Source organism: Peptostreptococcus equinus (genome assembly GCF_027125355.1).
GTDB classification, from domain to species: Bacteria; Bacillota; Clostridia; order Peptostreptococcales; family Peptostreptococcaceae; genus Peptostreptococcus; species Peptostreptococcus equinus.
In genome coordinates this window covers 33,473-49,919 of sequence record NZ_CP114052.1, presented here as the reverse complement: position 1 = coordinate 49,919, position 16,447 = coordinate 33,473, and the positions used below count along the sequence as shown (strand labels likewise).

Genomic DNA, 16,447 nt, shown 5'->3' with positions numbered 1-16,447 from the left:
TTATAAATTTTTATATAGTTATATATTTTGTATAAATTACTTTTTTTGCTCTAAAACTAGAGGAGAGGCTATTTTTTCTGGTATCTTCTTGCCTGCGAAGTAATCAAAGGCTGCCTGAACACCCAATTTCCCTATTTGATCTGGCTGCTGTGCTACTGTAGCATTTAATTTTCCTTCTTGAACAGCCTTCATTCCACCTTCAGTTCCATCAAAGCCTACTATAGTTATGTCTTTTAACTTACCAGCATTTGATATAGCTTCTATAGCACCCAATGCCATTTCATCATTCTGACAAAATACACCCTTTATATCTGGGTTAGATTGAAGTATATTTTCCATAACTGTAAGACCTTTTGCTCTATCAAAATCAGCTGTTTGAGATTTCACTAATTTAAGATCTTTTTTTGCAAGATTTAAAAATCCCTTACCTCTTTCATTTGTAGCAGATGCACCCGCTATACCTTCTAGTTGAGCTACATTAGAGCCCTTGCCAACTTTATCTATCATAAATTGAGCAGCCATTTCTCCGCCCTTAACATTATCAGATGCGACAAGTGTAAGTAATTTTCCACCCTCAGAATTTCTATCAAGCGCTATTACTGGTATTCCAGCTTCGTTTGCAGCCTGTACTGAAGTAGCTATAGCTTTTGAGTCCACTGGATTTACCAATATCACATCTACATCTTGCTGAATCAAGTCTGACATATTATTTGCCTGTGTAGCCGCATCATCTCTTGCATCAGAAATAATAATCTTTGATCCTTTTTCTTTAGCTAATTTTTCAGCCCCATCCTTTACTGAAACGAAGAATGGATTGTTTAAAGTTGATAGTGATAAACCTATTTTTAAATCTTTTGGATCTTTTTTCTCTACACTAGTTGTATTATCCCCAGGTTTTTCTCCTTCTAAGTAAACAAATCTATTACTTTCACATCCTGTTAGAGCTGTCATAGACACAAGCGCAGCTGCTAAAAATAAAGATATTCTTTTTTTCATTTTATATGCCTCCTATAAAAAATTACTTATTTCTCTTTCTATCTATTAATACGGCAATTAATATTACTATACCTTTTACTATTTGCTGATAAAAACTTGATACTCCCAACATATTTAGACCATTGTTTAAAGTTCCTAGTATAAGTGCACCTACCAATACACCAGCTATGCTACCCTTACCACCAGACATACTAATTCCACCAAGTACAACGGCTGCTATTGCATCCATTTCATAAGCTGTACCCGCAGTAGGCTGAGCTGAATTGAGTCTTGATGTTAATATTAAACCAGCAGAAGCTGCTAAGAAACCTGATATAGCATAGACCTTTATCTTTACTATATTAGTTTTTATACCTGATATTATTGAAGCTTTTTCATTTCCACCAATTGCATAAGTTTTTCTACCGAACGGAGTCTTATTTAATATTATAAAAGCTATTACAAATGCAATTATCATTAAAATTACTGGCCAAGGAATACCTAACACATATCCACGCCCTATAAACTTATATGAAAAAGCATCACTAAAGTTTGTCATCGGATTACCTCCTGTATATACAAGAGTTAATCCTCTAAATATTGTCATTGTTGCTAACGTTGCTATAAATGGAGCCATTTTGCCTTTTGTAATGAGTAAACCATTTAACATACCAAATACAGCACCACAAGCCAATGCTATTATTACTGCTAGAAAAGGTGGAACACCCGTTCCCAATAATCCTGCAAAAATTGCCGATGTTAGTGCCAAAATTGAACCAACGCTCAAATCTATTCCACCTGTTAATATTACAAATGCCATACCAAATGCTATTAATGCATTAATTGAAACCTGTCTAAGCAAGTTCATTAAGTTACTAGGTCTTATAAAACTTGGATTTAATATAGTAACCAATACCATCATTATTACAAGTGCCGCTAAAGGACCTAATATGCTTAAATCTCTATTTTTATTACTCTTTGCCTTTGTCATCTTATTTACCTCCTGTAGCATAAGTCATTATTTTTTCCTGATCAGCTTCTTGTCTAGTCAGCTCTCCAGTTATAGTACCTTCATGTACAACCATTATCCTATCACTAATTCCCATTATTTCTGGAAGATCACTAGATATAACTATTACAGCTACACCTTTTGATGCTAATTCATTTATTAAAGTATATATTTCTCTCTTAGCTCCTACATCTACTCCTCTAGTTGGTTCATCAAGTATCAGTACTTTTGGACTAATAGTTATCCATTTTGCTAATACAACTTTTTGCTGGTTTCCACCTGATAAAGATGATACTTCATCATCCATCGAACTTGCCTTAATCTTTAATCTATCCTTTAACATAGCTACTAGATTATTTACTTCTTTGTCATTTATTATATGATTTTTCGCAAATTGATCAATCACAGGAAGTATGGTATTGTCTCTAATAGAATGTTCAAGTATTAAACCTTCATCTTTTCTATCTTCGCTGATAAAACCTATACCATTTTTAATGGCATCAGAAGGTCCATTTATCTTTATTTCCTTACCTTCTAGAATAATTTGACCTTCATCTATCTTATCCATGCCAAAAATTGATCTCATTATTTCAGTTCTTCCTGAACCCAATAGACCTGAAAAACCTAATATTTCTCCTTCTCTAACTTGGAAACTTACATTTTGGAACTTTTCTTTTCTAGATATATTTTTTACTTCAAAAATTATATTTTTTATAGGACTTGTTTTTTCTGGATAAAAGTCATTTAATTCTCTACCAACCATTTTCTTTACTATCTCATGATTAGTTGTATCTTTTACTTCTTTTGTATCTACAGATATACCATCTCTCATAACTGTTACATCATCACATATTTGGAATATCTCCTCCATTCTATGGGATATATATACTATAGTTACACCTCTTTTTCTAAGATCCTTTATTATTCTAAAAAGCCTTTCTATATCCTCTGTCATTAATGATGCACTTGGCTCATCCATTATAATAAACTTGGCATCTTTCATAAGAATTTTAGCTATTTCTATAAGCTGTCTTTGACCTACTGAAAGTTCATTTATTTTCTTATCTAAATCAATTTTCACTCCTAAGCTTTCAAATACTGGTCTTATTTTTTCTTTCATCTTTACATTGTCTAAAAATCCAAACATATTTGTTATTTCATCACCAACAAATATGTTTTGCAGTACTGTCATGTCTGGAAAATCATTTATTTCCTGATGTACAAAATATATACCAGCCTTTTCAGACTCTTTTATATTTCCAAACTCTACTTCCTTACCATCGACAAATATTCTTCCTTGGTCTTTCTTGTGTAAACCTGTAAGTATATTCATAAGTGTAGACTTACCAGCTCCATTTTCTCCCATTAAAGCATGAACTCTGGCTGATTTTATGTCTATATTTACTCCTTCTAATACAGAGTTACCACCGAAAGCCTTCCAAATATTCTCCATTCTAATGTTCATATTAGGCCCTCCTTAAAAAATGACACCTGACTGTAGTATTATATTTGAATAGGGAGTTGCTTCTCCTGTTCTAATCACAGCCTTTGTAGAGTTTGAAATCTTTTTAAAATCTTCATGACTCACAAACTCAATTTCCACTTGCTTATCAAATCTATCTAAAATTAGATTTAATTGATTTTTATTATTGTCTTTTATTTCTTTAGCCAATATTATTTTTTCAACTTTCATATCTTCACTTACAACTTTTAGTACATCCTGAAAACTAGGAACGCCCAGTTCAAGTGCTAAATCTATTTTTTCTATATCCCTTGCTATTGGCAAACCACAATCGCAAATACATATTTTATCTGTATGACCCATATCAGATAGAACTTTAGATATATCACTGTTTAAAATTCCATTTTTCTTCAATTCTTTTCCTCCTCTATATAGTCCAATGACTATTGAAGTTCTCATCTTTTTTCAATTCTTTTAGTTCAGGCATTCCTCCTTGAGCTCCCATTTTAGTTACTGAATGAGATGCAGAAAGGTTGGCAAAATCTATAGCCTGATTCAAGTCCATACCATTTGATATGGCTGTTGCAAAACTTCCTATAAAAGTATCACCCGCTCCAGTGGTATCCAATGCTTGGACTTTATATGAACTTATTTTTATATTTTCTTTACCGTCATTAAATAATACTCCATCAGAACCCATTGTCACTATTAGCTTATTTGGATTCTTTTCTATAGCCTCTTCAATGCTTAAATTAGGATATAATAATTTACACTCACTTTCATTAGGTATTAAATAGGTTATCTTTTCTATTAAATCATCTTTTAATTTTCTATAAGGTGCTGGATTCATTACTGATGGAATATTGTTATTATGAGCAATTTCTATCAATTTTTCTATAGCATCTTCTGGCACTTCATTTTGGCAAACTACTATATCAAATTTTTTTATGATTTCTTCATATCTTGATACATAATTTGCATTTACCTTACCATTTGCTCCAGGAACATATACAATAGAGTTGTCATTGTCACATATAGTGATTAAAGCCGCTCCAGATGAAATATGTGTCACCGGTTCCACATAACTTGTTTCTATATTATTATCTTTTAGGTTTTTTATTAGAGAATCTGCAAATGAATCATCTCCAACATTTCCCAACATAGTAACATCAGCTTCTAGTCTAGCTGCTGCAACCGCTTGATTAGCTCCTTTTCCACCGAAAGTAGTAAAGAAATCTCTTCCTTCTACAGTTTCACCCACATTCGGCCTAGTATCTGTAATAGAAACAAAATCTGTAGATATACTTCCTAATACTAATACTTTTTTCATAAGCACCTCCTACAAATATTATCTTTTTATTATTTAAATATATTTACTTGATATTTTATTTTCTTAGCGAATTATTTTCCACTAAATATGGTCTTAGCTCAATCTTTTTTACTTCAACATTTTCTTTTTTTATTAGTTTTATTAACATCTTTGCAGCCAATAAACCCAATTCCTTACCATCATGATTTATACTTGCTAGTTTAGGTATAAAAAACTTCGAAAATACAGTGTTATCATAACCTATAATCTGTATATCTTCAGGTATCTTTATTCCTCTACTTTGTAAATATATAGCAAGTGTTAAAGAACTAATATCATTACAGGCTATAATAGTATCATATTTATATATATTACCTTCTAAATAATCCACTAAACCCTGAGTTGACTCAAAATCATATGTATCAGAATAATATATATCATAGCTTATATTATTAGACTCTAAAACTTCTATCATGCCTTGAAGTCTATATTTTGCAACGTCTATATTCTTTGGTCCAGCATTTATTAACACATTTCTTGCATTTGTGTTTTTAAGCGCATTAGCACTTATTTTTCCACCTTCCAAATCATCAAAATATACAGCATATTCAAATACATCTCTTGAACGGTCTACCCCCACTACTGGGCATGAAATGTCACTAAATTTTTCTGATTCTATGGCGGAAATTATTCCCGCTATATTATTCATAGCAAAAGATTCAACATATTTTTCAACCTGATCTTTTTCAGATAAATGACTGATTATTAGATGATATCCCTCTTTTTTTAGTATATCTTCTACTCCCTTGGCTAAATCCGTAAAATATGGATTATCTATCTGTGGTATTATTAGTGCAACCATTTTAGAAGTTTTTTTATAAAGCGATCTTGCAACCTCATTAGGTGTATAATTTAATTCTTTTATAGACTTTGCTATTTTTTCCTTAGATTCTATACTTACATAACCATTGCTGTTTATATATCTAGATACAGTAGCAACAGATACTCCTGCTAATTTTGCGACATCCTTTATTGTAGCCATAAAGCCCCCCTATAATGTAACCGTTTCCACCATTATATAATATTTATTGTTTTAGGTCAATACTGATCCCGCCAAAAACTTTTATTTTTTATAACGTTTTCCCTTACTTATTATTTAAATACTTAATCATTGACAATAACTTTTTTTATCTGTATAATCCTATTTAGAGTTTTCTTGTCACCTACTTAAAAAACAAGGATGTGGTTAAATGAATCGATACAGTGTAATTGTCGACAAAAATCCAAGAGAGATTATTTTACTGCGTTCTCATCCGTGTAAATGGGGACGCTGTTTTTTTTGTGATTATATAAATGACAATTCAGTAAACGAAGAAGAAATGATTTCAACAAACAAAGAAATCATAAAAAAAATTGATGGAAGATTTAATAGCCTAGAGGTCATAAATTCTGCCTCTGTATTTGAACTTCCGAAACAAAGCCTTATAGATATAAGGGAAAAATGTATAGAAAAAGGTATTACTACCCTATACTTTGAAGCCTACTATAACTATAGGTATAAACTTGGTGAAATAAGAGATTTTTTCCAAGGAATAAATATAGAATTTAAATGCGGCATTGAAAGTTTTGACCATGAATTTAGGAATTCATACCTAAACAAAAATATTATTTTCGAAACTCCTCAAGAGGTAGCACAATTTTTCGATAATATTTGTTTGTTGGTTGGAATTGAAGGACAAAACGAAAAAATGATCGATAGGGATATGGAAATAGCCCAAAAATATTTTAAAAAAGCTTGCATTAATATATTTGTTGAAAATACAACTCCTGTAAAAAGGGATGAGAAACTCGTAAAATACTTTAAAGACAATTATTCACATCTAGAAAATATGCCTAATATTGAAATCTTGTGGAATAATACAGACTTTGGAGTTGGAAATTAAAGGAGGAATAAAATGTATTTTATCAACAAAAAGACTTTAACAAGACAAGCTATAGTAGCAGCACTATATGCTATAATGACTATAGCAGTACCAGCACTATCATATGGACCTATTCAGTTTAGGCTTTCAGAAATTTTGACATTACTAGCATTTTTTAATCCAGAATATATAGTAGGTCTGACACTTGGTTGTGCTATTGCTAATATTTTTTCCAGTTTGGGAGCAATAGATATAGTAGTTGGTACATTGGCTAGCTTTTTAGCTCTAACAGCTATGAGTAAGATTAAAAATATATGGATAGCATCTTTAATGCCAGCAATATTTTCAATCTTGATTGGACTTGAAATAGTTTTAATATCACCTGTTCCGCTGTCATTTTTTGTGATTACAGCTCAAATAATGTTATCAGAATTAATAATTGTAACTATTTTAGGTGTTCCTATTTTTAAAACACTTATGAAAAATAAGGATTTTTATAGATTAATCAAAGAATAGATTAATAATATTTTGTATTTATACACATTTTCATCATAAAATGAGAATGTGTATTTTTTACACTTTTCAACTGTTTTTTATGTTATCATTTTATTGAACTCATATATAATTGTTGAAATTTAACCATTTATATGTTTGTACGTTAATTTATTATCTATTTGTTGGGAGGTAAAAATGAGTAATAATACTGCACTTTCAAACCTAAAAATTTTAGATTTTTCTACTTTGTTGCCCGGACCCTATGCAACTCTTATGCTAGCAGATATGGGTGCCGAAGTACTAAAAATTAGTTCTAAATCAAAGGTTGATTTAGTTTATAATATGGGCGAATTTGATGAGGAATTAAATCTCAGTGCTAATCAGTTATGGATTAACAGAAATAAAAAAACTATGTCATTGAACCTGAAATCCAAAGAAGCAATAGAAATTATACAAGAGCTTATTAAAGAATATGATATTCTAGTTGAACAGTTTAGGCCGGGTGTAATGAAAAAACTCGGGCTTTCATATGAGGAACTATCTAAAATAAACCCAAAACTAATCTATTGTTCTATATCTGCCTATGGTAATAGTGGGCCTCTAAAGAATATAGCTGGACATGACAACAATTTTTTAGCCAAGAGTGGCTTATATTCTTTATCTGGTAGAAAAGACCAAGGCCCATCACTTATGAACGCTCAAATTGGTGATATAGCTGGTGGTGCACTTCATTCAGTAGTAGGTATATTAGCAGCTGTAAATTATAGAAATATTAGTGGCAAAGGACAATATATAGATATATCTATGCTAGACACTATAATTCCTATGAATACATTTGAAGGTACATCTTATCTCATGTCTGGAAAATTAAAAGGACGAGAAGAATTTGATTTGAATGGACAAGGTATTTACGATATTTATGAAACTTCAGATAAAGAATATATAAGCATAGGATCATTAGAACCTAAATTCTTGAAAAAATTAGCTGAAGCTATAGACCTTGAAGAATTAATTGAGCATGGTCCAACTCCAAAGGATGGAGGTATATTAAAAGAAAAATTAAGGAAAATTATAAAATCCAAACCTATATCACATTGGAAACAAACTATTTGCAATCTAGATGCCTGCATAGAGCCAATACTCGATTATAATCAATCTTTCAATGAAGATCCACAAATAAAAGCAAGAGAAATGATTATAGAGGTAGATGCTGGTAAGAAAAAAATTAGACAATTTGCTATGCCTATTAAATTCTCTGAATCAAAAGCACAATATAATTTTGCTGGAAGAGAAATAGGTATAGATACAAAAGATGTATTAAAATCTCTAAAATATAGTGATGAAAAAATAAAAGAGTTAGAAGAAAAAGATGTTTTCAAATAAAATCCATTAAAAACCTCCAAAAATATATTTTATGATATAATAAATGATATATTTTCATGGGGGTTTTTATGCATATATTTAAAAAAATTATGGCAGTATGTGCCATTTCAATATTTACAATTTCATATACTAAAATCGCTACTTATGCATCTAGTGTTAGTAATAATATCATTTTATCTGGAGCAGATAGGTTTGAGACCGCTATCAAAATTTCTAAATATGCTTATAATTCAGGAGCAAGTGGTGTCATTTTAGTAAATTCTCATAGTATACCTGATTCTTTAGCTGTAGGACCTCTTTCAAAAAAGCTTCAATATCCAGTTCTACTCAATTCAAGAGATACTATTAATCCAACTACTCTAAGTGAAATAAAAAGGCTAAAAGCAAATAAAATAATTATTATAGGTGGAGAAAATAGTATATCTACTATTCAGGAAAATTCATTGTTAAAAATGGGTTATACTGTTGAGAGAATTTCTGGAAAAGATCGAAGTTCTACTTCTATAGAAATTGCAAAAAAATTAAAAACATTAAATAACAATACATCTTTTAATTCTGTATTTTTTGTAGAAGGTTATAAATCTCTTGTAGATGCAGCCTGTGCAAGTGCTGCTGCTTCAAAAATTAATTCACCTATAATATTTATAGGAACTAATTTAGATGAATTTAAGAATAGTTTATATACTCTAAATGCAGATAATAAGTATTTTATAGGTGGTTCAAGCAATAACTATTCATATTTATTTAATAACAGTAGATCAATATTTGGAAAAGATAGAAATGAAACCAGTTTAAATATAGCTAAAACTTTTTTTAGAGATTATCAATATGTATTTATAGCAAAAAATGGTCAGGAAAATCAATCTGAATTAATAGATTCAGTAGCTGTTGGCGGTGTTGCTGGTACAAAAAATTCTCCAGTAATTTTTGTTTCAAAAAACTCACCTATTTCATATTCCTTAAAATCATATCTTGATTCAAAAAATTTCTCTACCTTGGTCCAAACAGGTGGTGGATTAAGTGTAAGAGCTGATGAAATAATAGGAAAAATATATATTAGGCAAGATTATAAACTTTTAAATGTAAATCAAATAAACCAATATGAGGCAGGAGCTCCTATGGGTTGTGAAGCAGCTTCACTATTACAAGGGTTAAAGTACAAAGGCTACGCTAGTGACAAAACGCTTTATTCTTTTTTAAGAGAGATGCCTATAGCAACTGACAACAATCCATATCACGGATTTGCAGGAACCCCTTACAAAGTAGTATATGGAGTATATCAATCTATATTTCCTCAGCCACTAAGTGAATGGGGAAACAAATATGGTAAAGTGGAAAATATCAGCGGAAGAGATTCTAACTTTATAAGAGACGAAATTTCAAAAGGAAATCCTGTTGTATTTTACGGAACATATGATTTTAAACCACCTATATATAATGATTATTTTTGGGGAAATAATGCTGTAGATAATGCTCATGTAATGTTGGTTGATGGATATAATTCTAAGTCTATGCACATAGTAGATCCTGCTAAAAATGATACTGACGGATATTGGATTGCAAATTCAGCATTTGATAGTTCATACAATATAAATAAATATGCTGTGGTAATTAGATAAATAAAAAGTGTTACTAAAATAGTAACACTTTTTATTTATCTAATTATTTATAATCTTTAAAGTTTTATAATTTTTTATTGACATTTTACTAGCTATATATTAATTTTTTATTTCTAGATAATTATGATTTTTCTTTTCTTCTTGATATATACTGTCTAAATATTTTCCAAATAAATCTCTTTCAAAATAATTTTGCCATAAATTATAACCTGGATGCTCTAAATCCAAATCATCATATTCTGACATTATACCTGAAAAATAAGCATAGTTCGTTCTGTTTAGAAAATCTAACATTTCTTTTCTATGATTTTTCGGAATATTATTTTTTTCAAAGGATTCTATTATTTTCTCATTTGTACTTTTTTCCATAAAATTATATATATATGTATCAAAGCTTCTAAGATCATTATTTGTAATATTATTTTCAATAGCCCACTTTTTTACATCCACCTTTGAAGTGGAATAATGTATATTTCTTCTATAATCTATTTTTATATTAGCATATAGATTAGGATATAAGCTTACTGAACCAACTGCAGCATCATAAACATTTTTATTCTCTGCTATATGTTGTGCATGCATATGACCACTTATATTCAACCTCACGTTATACTTATTGAATAAGTCTACTAATTTTGAACTATTTGTTATCTTATAGCCAGATATAAACATCTTATTATGGCCCAAAATATTTTGATGAGTAACTCCTATTGTTGTAATATTTGACTCTTTCATAGAATTTAACTCTTTCTCAATCCACTTATAGGTTTTATCAGATATATTCATTATGTTATCTTTTGTATTGGTATCTATAAGCATTAGGCATATATTTTCATTTATTTTATATATATATGATAAAGAATTTTTATCCCTACTAATAATTTTACTATTATCTCCCATACCAAACTCTTTATATATTTCACAAAAATCATCCACACTTGTAGAATCCAATTCTCCAGGTCTATCTCCAAAGAATTCTTGAACCCTATAATATTCAATATCATGATTACCAGGTAGTACAATTGAATCTATATTATGCTCTTTTAGAACTTTTAATTTTTTTGAAAAATCTATATGGCTTTCTCTTTCTCCATTGTATGAAATATCACCACTTATTATTACTAAATCTGGTTTTTGATTTAAAATCTGATATACAAAAGCATCAATTATAGCTTCAACATATCTTACAGATTTCGCATCTCCTTTTTCGACATTTTCATAGAAAGCTTTACCATAATCAGTCAGTTTTGAAGATAAAAAATGTATATCGCTTATCTGTATAATATTGATTTCTTTATTAAAACCATTTATTTTATCTTCAAAATTTATTTCTTCTTCATTTGCTATATATTTTTTTTTATTTTTATCTGCTTTTTTTGATAAAATAATAAAAGCAATGATTAAAGCAGCTATTAATATTATAAAAATCCACATTTTATCCTCCTAACTATACTATATATATTATAACACAAAAGGATCTTGAAAATTAATTCAAAACCCTTTTATAAAATCATTATTAAATTGTTTAATTGATAGTAAAAAAGACACTTAATAGTGTCTGAAAAACAATGCGCCCAGCGGGACTCGAACCCACAACCCCTTGATTCGTAGTCAAGTACTCTATCCAGTTGAGCTATGAGCACATATTGGAGGCGACATCCAGATTCGAACTGGAGATCAAGGAGTTGCAGTCCACTGCCTTACCACTTGGCTATGTCGCCCTATTTTTATAAAAAAATGGATCATCAGGGGCTCGAACCCTGGACACCCTGATTAAGAGTCAGGTGCTCTCCCAGCTGAGCTAATGATCCATGTTACAGTAGCGGCAACAGGAGTCGAACCTGTGACCTTTCGGGTATGAACCGAACGCTCTAGCCATCTGAGCTATGCCGCCTAAATCTGGTGCCTAGAGGCGGAATCGAACCACCGACACGGGGATTTTCAGTCCCCTGCTCTACCGACTGAGCTATCTAGGCCTAATGGCGGAGAGGGTGGGATTCGAACCCACGGTGCCTCACGACATCACTGGTTTTCAAGACCAGCTCCTTAAACCACTCGGACACCTCTCCATAATAAAATTAAATTATAAAAAAAATGGCTGGGGATGCGGGACTCGAACCCACGGATGCATGAGTCAAAGTCATGTGCCTTACCGACTTGGCTAATCCCCAGTATTGATAAAAATTATTAAAATTACAAATGAGCGCACAGGGATTCGAACCCCGGACACACGCCTTAGAAGGGCGTTGCTCTATCCAGCTGAGCTATGCACCCAAAATATATAATAAACTGGTGCGGATGAAGGGAGTCGAACCCCCACGCCAAAGGCGCTAGATCCTAAGTCTAGTGCGTCTGCCAATTCCGCCACATCCGCGCATTGTTTATTAATTTGGTGGAGGATGGTGGATTCGAACCACCGAAGTCGGTGACAACAGATTTACAGTCTGCCCCCTTTGGCCGCTCGGGAAATCCTCCGCATGAAGCTGGTGATAGGAATCGAACCTACAACCTGCTGATTACAAGTCAGCTGCTCTACCGTTGAGCCACACCAGCATAGTGTGTTATTTCTTTATTATTATAATGGCGACCTGGAAGGGGCTCGAACCCTCGACCTCCAGCGTGACAGGCTGGCATTCTAACCAACTGAACTACCAGGCCGCATTTATTTTCATATGGTGGGAGTAACAGGGCTCGAACCTGTGACCCCCTGCTTGTAAGGCAGATGCTCTCCCAGCTGAGCTATACTCCCACATACAAAATTGGAGCGGGTGAAGGGGATCGAACCCTCACAGCTGGCTTGGAAGGCCAGAACTCTACCATTGAGCTACACCCGCATATTTAATTTATGACTCCTAGGGGAATCGAACCCCTGTTACCGCCGTGAAAGGGCGGTGTCTTAACCGCTTGACCAAGGAGCCAAATTGAATTTGGTTGCGGAGGAAGGACTCGAACCTCCGACCTTCGGGTTATGAGCCCGACGAGCTGCCAACTGCTCCACTCCGCGATATTTATAAAATTGGTGCCGAAGACCGGAATCGAACCGGTACGAAAGTATAAGTTTCGCAGGATTTTAAGTCCTGTGCGTCTGCCAGTTCCGCCACTTCGGCAAATAATTGGCTCCAAGGGTGGGGCTCGAACCCACAGCCTACCGGTTAACAGCCGGTTGCTCCACCATTGAGCTACCTTGGAATAATAAAAAATTGGAGGCGACATCCAGATTCGAACTGGAGATCAAGGAGTTGCAGTCCACTGCCTTACCACTTGGCTATGTCGCCTCATTTAATTTAATATATGGGGTGGATGAAGAGATTCGAACTCTCGGTCTCCAGAGCCACAATCTGGCGCTTTAACCAACTAAGCTACACCCACCGCATTATTGGTCGAGGTGAAGGGACTCGAACCCCCGGCCCCATGGTCCCAAACCACGTGCGCTACCAAACTGCGCTACACCTCGATATTTTCATATTAAATTAAATGGTGGACCATCAGGGACTCGAACCCCAGACCTACCGGTTATGAGCCGGGCGCTCTAACCAACTGAGCTAATGGTCCAAATTACAGTAGCGGCAACAGGAGTCGAACCTGTGACCTTTCGGGTATGAACCGAACGCTCTAGCCAGCTGAGCTATGCCGCCACACTATATTGTTTTGTTAAAAATGATGGATCATCAGGGGCTCGAACCCTGGACACCCTGATTAAGAGTCAGGTGCTCTCCCAGCTGAGCTAATGATCCACTTTAATGGCAGGGGATGAGGGATTTGAACCCCCGAATGTATGAGTCAGAGTCATATGCCTTACCGCTTGGCGAATCCCCTATATTTAAATGGTGAGCGCACAGGGATTCGAACCCCGGACACACGCCTTAGAAGGGCGTTGCTCTATCCAGCTGAGCTATGCACCCACATAAATAAGTTGGAGCGGGAAACGAGATTCGAACTCGCGACTTCGACCTTGGCAAGGTCGCGCTCTACCACTGAACTATTCCCGCATATTTAACTTTTTTATAATAAACTGGTGCGGATGAAGGGAGTCGAACCCCCACGCCAAAGGCGCTAGATCCTAAGTCTAGTGCGTCTGCCAATTCCGCCACATCCGCGCATTGTTTATTAATTTGGTGGAGGATGGTGGATTCGAACCACCGAAGTCGGTGACAACAGATTTACAGTCTGCCCCCTTTGGCCGCTCGGGAAATCCTCCGCATGGAGCTGGTGATAGGAATCGAACCTACAACCTGCTGATTACAAGTCAGCTGCTCTACCGTTGAGCCACACCAGCATAGTGTGTTATTTCTTTATTATTATAATGGCGACCTGGAAGGGGCTCGAACCCTCGACCTCCAGCGTGACAGGCTGGCATTCTAACCAACTGAACTACCAGGCCGCATTTATTTTCATATGGTGGGAGTAACAGGGCTCGAACCTGTGACCCCCTGCTTGTAAGGCAGATGCTCTCCCAGCTGAGCTATACTCCCACATACAAAATTGGAGCGGGTGAAGGGGATCGAACCCTCACAGCTGGCTTGGAAGGCCAGAACTCTACCATTGAGCTACACCCGCGTATTTAATTTATGACTCATAGGGGAATCGAACCCCTGTTGCCGCCTTGAGAGGGCGGAGTCTTAACCGCTTGACCAATGAGCCATATTTTTTAAGCTACTCATTGAACAAGTATTATAATATCAAAGTTGTAGTTAAAAGTCAATACATTTTTATCCATTTTTTAACAATTTTTCTTATTATAAAAAACATATATTTAATTTTACATATTTAATTATATTATAAAAGCCTTTTCTACCTTGTAAATTACTCATTTTATGACATAAATATATGTTATTATTTATTAAGAAACTCTTAATTTTATATTATTTTTCAGTAAAAGTACTTCTATTTATTTACTATTTGTCTTATAATTTGATAAGTACAATTTTATTTTGTATAGGTTAGATTGGAGAGTAGAGATGAAAAAAGTTTTGATAATGACAGCTTCAACCGGTGGGGGACACAACAGAGCAGCTAAAGCAATTTGTGAAGAATTGACAAGCCGTTCTTTTAATGGAGAAGTCATAGAATGTAAAATAATAGATAGTTTTAAACTAGTCAATCAGAGTTTTGATCGATTGATATCTGAAGGATATGAATTATCTGCTAAGTATACTCCTACAGCATACGGAAAGGCATATAATATGTCAGATAGAAAATTATTTTCTTACAATGAATTCAAGAGTAATCCTCTTTCTGTAATTATGGCTAGGAAATTTAAAAAACTTATAGCAATAGAAAAGCCTGATTTGATTATAGGTACACATGCTTTTCCACTAGTTGCTCTTAGTAGATTAAAAAAAGGTGCTAGAGGAGAAGATCTTGGAGCTGAGTTTTCAGAGTTTGTAGAAAAGAATAATCCTTGTAAGTCTACATTCCCACCTTTAGTTTCTGTTCTTACAGACTATACTGCACATATGGCTTATCTGCAAAATGAGATAGATTATTATATATGCGGTGATGAATTTGTAAGAGAGTTACTTATAGACGATGGAATAGATAAAAATAAAATAAAAGCTTTTGGTATCCCCGTTGAGAAATCATTCTTAGAACATAGATCGAAAAAATTTGTCTTAGAAGAACTAGGACTAGATCCTAATAAAAAAACCGTACTTTTGATGGGTGGTAGCTTTGGAGCTGGTAACATAAAGGGAACTTTAGATGATTTAGTTGAAGTTGATAGGGATTTCCAAATACTTGTTATAACTGGTAGAAACAACTCGCTAAAACGTAGTCTAGAAAATAGGATTAATAAGTATAATACGAATGTGAATATAAAAATTGTAGGGTTTACAAAAATAATGAACGATATTTTACCTTCGATAGATATTTTAATTACAAAACCAGGCGGACTTACTACTACAGAAGCACTTCTGAAAGATGTCCCAATGGTAGTTCCATACTTTATACCTGGACAAGAAGGTGAAAATCTAGACTTCTTGACTAATTGTGGCGTAGCTATACGTACTACAAAAAAATTCTCTATAAAATCTGTTGTAAAGGTATTAATTGACCATCCTGAAAGACTTGAGAGAATGAAAGAAAATATTAGAGGTATTAAGAAATTAAATTCTGCTGAAAATATAGCGAAATTATCTTTACAAATATTTGAAGAATCACCTGTTGATTATACAGCCTGCTCTTCTAGAAAGATTTTTTCTCATTTTTCACAGGTACTTAAATCATTTATAATATAAATAAAAAAACTCCTAGTTTTATAGGAGTTTTTTTATT

The 16,447-nt window shown here is 33.5% G+C and carries 12 protein-coding genes and 34 tRNA genes; 5 read left to right on the top strand and 41 right to left on the bottom strand.

What is annotated here, in order from left to right; genetic code table 11:
* Positions 1-36: 36 nt before the first annotated feature.
* Genes O0R46_RS00410 through O0R46_RS00385 form a run of 6 tightly spaced genes read right to left on the bottom strand, consistent with a single transcriptional unit; the run spans position 37 to position 5,797 of the window.
* A complete protein-coding gene (locus tag O0R46_RS00410; protein ID WP_269311651.1) occupies positions 37-996 on the bottom strand; it encodes a D-ribose ABC transporter substrate-binding protein in 960 nt (319 codons plus the stop codon).
* A gap of 22 nt (positions 997-1,018) precedes the next feature.
* Entirely contained in the window at positions 1,019-1,966 is a 948-nt protein-coding gene (locus tag O0R46_RS00405) for an ABC transporter permease (protein WP_331275598.1), read from the bottom strand.
* A 1-nt stretch (position 1,967) separates the two neighbouring features.
* A complete protein-coding gene (locus O0R46_RS00400; protein ID WP_269311650.1) occupies positions 1,968-3,449 on the bottom strand; it encodes a sugar ABC transporter ATP-binding protein in 1,482 nt (493 codons plus the stop codon).
* 12 nt (positions 3,450-3,461) lie between these two features.
* Positions 3,462-3,860 carry a D-ribose pyranase gene (rbsD, locus tag O0R46_RS00395; protein ID WP_269311649.1) on the bottom strand — a complete coding sequence of 133 codons (399 nt, stop codon included), beginning with the start codon at positions 3,858-3,860 and terminating at the stop codon, positions 3,462-3,464.
* Positions 3,861-3,873: 13 nt separating this feature from the next.
* Positions 3,874-4,776, bottom strand: coding sequence for a ribokinase (gene rbsK, locus O0R46_RS00390; protein WP_269311648.1), 903 nt, complete (start codon positions 4,774-4,776; stop codon positions 3,874-3,876).
* A gap of 55 nt (positions 4,777-4,831) precedes the next feature.
* Positions 4,832-5,797, bottom strand: coding sequence for a LacI family DNA-binding transcriptional regulator (locus tag O0R46_RS00385; protein ID WP_269311647.1), 966 nt, complete (start codon positions 5,795-5,797; stop codon positions 4,832-4,834).
* Positions 5,798-6,005: 208 nt separating this feature from the next.
* Between O0R46_RS00385 and O0R46_RS00380 the strand changes: the two genes are divergently transcribed.
* From O0R46_RS00380 to O0R46_RS00365, 4 genes are all read left to right on the top strand, one after another.
* Positions 6,006-6,698 (top strand): radical SAM protein, encoded by a 693-nt coding sequence (locus O0R46_RS00380; protein WP_269311646.1) that lies wholly within the window; start codon positions 6,006-6,008, stop codon positions 6,696-6,698.
* 12 nt (positions 6,699-6,710) lie between these two features.
* Complete coding sequence (locus tag O0R46_RS00375) at positions 6,711-7,193, top strand: QueT transporter family protein (protein ID WP_269311645.1); 483 nt, start codon at positions 6,711-6,713, stop codon at positions 7,191-7,193.
* Positions 7,194-7,367: 174 nt separating this feature from the next.
* Positions 7,368-8,555, top strand: a complete 1,188-nt coding sequence (locus tag O0R46_RS00370; protein ID WP_269311644.1) for a CaiB/BaiF CoA transferase family protein — start codon at positions 7,368-7,370, stop codon at positions 8,553-8,555.
* Between the two features lie 68 nt (positions 8,556-8,623).
* Entirely contained in the window at positions 8,624-10,174 is a 1,551-nt protein-coding gene (locus O0R46_RS00365) for a cell wall-binding repeat-containing protein (protein ID WP_269311643.1), read from the top strand.
* A 99-nt stretch (positions 10,175-10,273) separates the two neighbouring features.
* On the opposite strand, the gene O0R46_RS00360 is transcribed toward O0R46_RS00365, so the two are convergent.
* The 35 genes from O0R46_RS00360 to O0R46_RS00190 all read right to left on the bottom strand — a co-directional run bounded on the left by O0R46_RS00360 (position 10,274) and on the right by O0R46_RS00190 (position 14,815).
* Positions 10,274-11,608 carry a metallophosphoesterase gene (locus O0R46_RS00360; protein ID WP_269311642.1) on the bottom strand — a complete coding sequence of 445 codons (1,335 nt, stop codon included), beginning with the start codon at positions 11,606-11,608 and terminating at the stop codon, positions 10,274-10,276.
* A 135-nt stretch (positions 11,609-11,743) separates the two neighbouring features.
* A tRNA-Arg gene (locus O0R46_RS00355) sits at positions 11,744-11,817 on the bottom strand.
* A 4-nt stretch (positions 11,818-11,821) separates the two neighbouring features.
* Positions 11,822-11,895, bottom strand: a tRNA-Cys gene (locus O0R46_RS00350).
* A gap of 17 nt (positions 11,896-11,912) precedes the next feature.
* Positions 11,913-11,985 (bottom strand) — tRNA-Lys (locus O0R46_RS00345).
* Between the two features lie 9 nt (positions 11,986-11,994).
* Positions 11,995-12,068 (bottom strand) — tRNA-Met (locus tag O0R46_RS00340).
* A gap of 6 nt (positions 12,069-12,074) precedes the next feature.
* A tRNA-Phe gene (locus O0R46_RS00335) sits at positions 12,075-12,150 on the bottom strand.
* Between the two features lie 4 nt (positions 12,151-12,154).
* A tRNA-Ser gene (locus O0R46_RS00330) sits at positions 12,155-12,243 on the bottom strand.
* Between the two features lie 26 nt (positions 12,244-12,269).
* Positions 12,270-12,345: transfer RNA gene (locus O0R46_RS00325), tRNA-Gln, on the bottom strand.
* Between the two features lie 29 nt (positions 12,346-12,374).
* A tRNA-Arg gene (locus O0R46_RS00320) sits at positions 12,375-12,448 on the bottom strand.
* Between the two features lie 16 nt (positions 12,449-12,464).
* Positions 12,465-12,548 (bottom strand) — tRNA-Leu (locus O0R46_RS00315).
* 16 nt (positions 12,549-12,564) lie between these two features.
* A tRNA-Tyr gene (locus O0R46_RS00310) sits at positions 12,565-12,649 on the bottom strand.
* 6 nt (positions 12,650-12,655) lie between these two features.
* Positions 12,656-12,727: transfer RNA gene (locus O0R46_RS00305), tRNA-Thr, on the bottom strand.
* 28 nt (positions 12,728-12,755) lie between these two features.
* Positions 12,756-12,832: transfer RNA gene (locus O0R46_RS00300), tRNA-Asp, on the bottom strand.
* Positions 12,833-12,847: 15 nt separating this feature from the next.
* Positions 12,848-12,923 (bottom strand) — tRNA-Val (locus O0R46_RS00295).
* An 11-nt stretch (positions 12,924-12,934) separates the two neighbouring features.
* A tRNA-Gly gene (locus tag O0R46_RS00290) sits at positions 12,935-13,008 on the bottom strand.
* A gap of 12 nt (positions 13,009-13,020) precedes the next feature.
* Positions 13,021-13,092 (bottom strand) — tRNA-Glu (locus tag O0R46_RS00285).
* Positions 13,093-13,102: 10 nt separating this feature from the next.
* Positions 13,103-13,178: transfer RNA gene (locus tag O0R46_RS00280), tRNA-Met, on the bottom strand.
* Between the two features lie 13 nt (positions 13,179-13,191).
* Positions 13,192-13,281: transfer RNA gene (locus tag O0R46_RS00275), tRNA-Leu, on the bottom strand.
* Positions 13,282-13,288: 7 nt separating this feature from the next.
* Positions 13,289-13,363: transfer RNA gene (locus tag O0R46_RS00270), tRNA-Asn, on the bottom strand.
* Between the two features lie 12 nt (positions 13,364-13,375).
* Positions 13,376-13,449, bottom strand: a tRNA-Cys gene (locus tag O0R46_RS00265).
* A 17-nt stretch (positions 13,450-13,466) separates the two neighbouring features.
* Positions 13,467-13,543, bottom strand: a tRNA-His gene (locus O0R46_RS00260).
* Positions 13,544-13,551: 8 nt separating this feature from the next.
* Positions 13,552-13,628 (bottom strand) — tRNA-Pro (locus tag O0R46_RS00255).
* 21 nt (positions 13,629-13,649) lie between these two features.
* A tRNA-Ile gene (locus O0R46_RS00250) sits at positions 13,650-13,726 on the bottom strand.
* A gap of 9 nt (positions 13,727-13,735) precedes the next feature.
* Positions 13,736-13,809 (bottom strand) — tRNA-Met (locus tag O0R46_RS00245).
* Between the two features lie 26 nt (positions 13,810-13,835).
* Positions 13,836-13,908, bottom strand: a tRNA-Lys gene (locus O0R46_RS00240).
* Between the two features lie 7 nt (positions 13,909-13,915).
* A tRNA-Gln gene (locus O0R46_RS00235) sits at positions 13,916-13,990 on the bottom strand.
* Between the two features lie 9 nt (positions 13,991-13,999).
* Positions 14,000-14,076, bottom strand: a tRNA-Arg gene (locus O0R46_RS00230).
* 12 nt (positions 14,077-14,088) lie between these two features.
* Positions 14,089-14,163, bottom strand: a tRNA-Gly gene (locus O0R46_RS00225).
* Between the two features lie 24 nt (positions 14,164-14,187).
* Positions 14,188-14,271, bottom strand: a tRNA-Leu gene (locus tag O0R46_RS00220).
* Positions 14,272-14,287: 16 nt separating this feature from the next.
* Positions 14,288-14,372, bottom strand: a tRNA-Tyr gene (locus O0R46_RS00215).
* 3 nt (positions 14,373-14,375) lie between these two features.
* Positions 14,376-14,450: transfer RNA gene (locus O0R46_RS00210), tRNA-Thr, on the bottom strand.
* Between the two features lie 28 nt (positions 14,451-14,478).
* Positions 14,479-14,555: transfer RNA gene (locus tag O0R46_RS00205), tRNA-Asp, on the bottom strand.
* A gap of 15 nt (positions 14,556-14,570) precedes the next feature.
* A tRNA-Val gene (locus O0R46_RS00200) sits at positions 14,571-14,646 on the bottom strand.
* A gap of 11 nt (positions 14,647-14,657) precedes the next feature.
* Positions 14,658-14,731 (bottom strand) — tRNA-Gly (locus O0R46_RS00195).
* 12 nt (positions 14,732-14,743) lie between these two features.
* Positions 14,744-14,815: transfer RNA gene (locus tag O0R46_RS00190), tRNA-Glu, on the bottom strand.
* A gap of 317 nt (positions 14,816-15,132) precedes the next feature.
* Between O0R46_RS00190 and O0R46_RS00185 the strand changes: the two genes are divergently transcribed.
* Positions 15,133-16,410, top strand: a complete 1,278-nt coding sequence (locus O0R46_RS00185; RefSeq protein ID WP_269311641.1) for an MGDG synthase family glycosyltransferase — start codon at positions 15,133-15,135, stop codon at positions 16,408-16,410.
* Positions 16,411-16,447 lie beyond the last annotated feature (37 nt).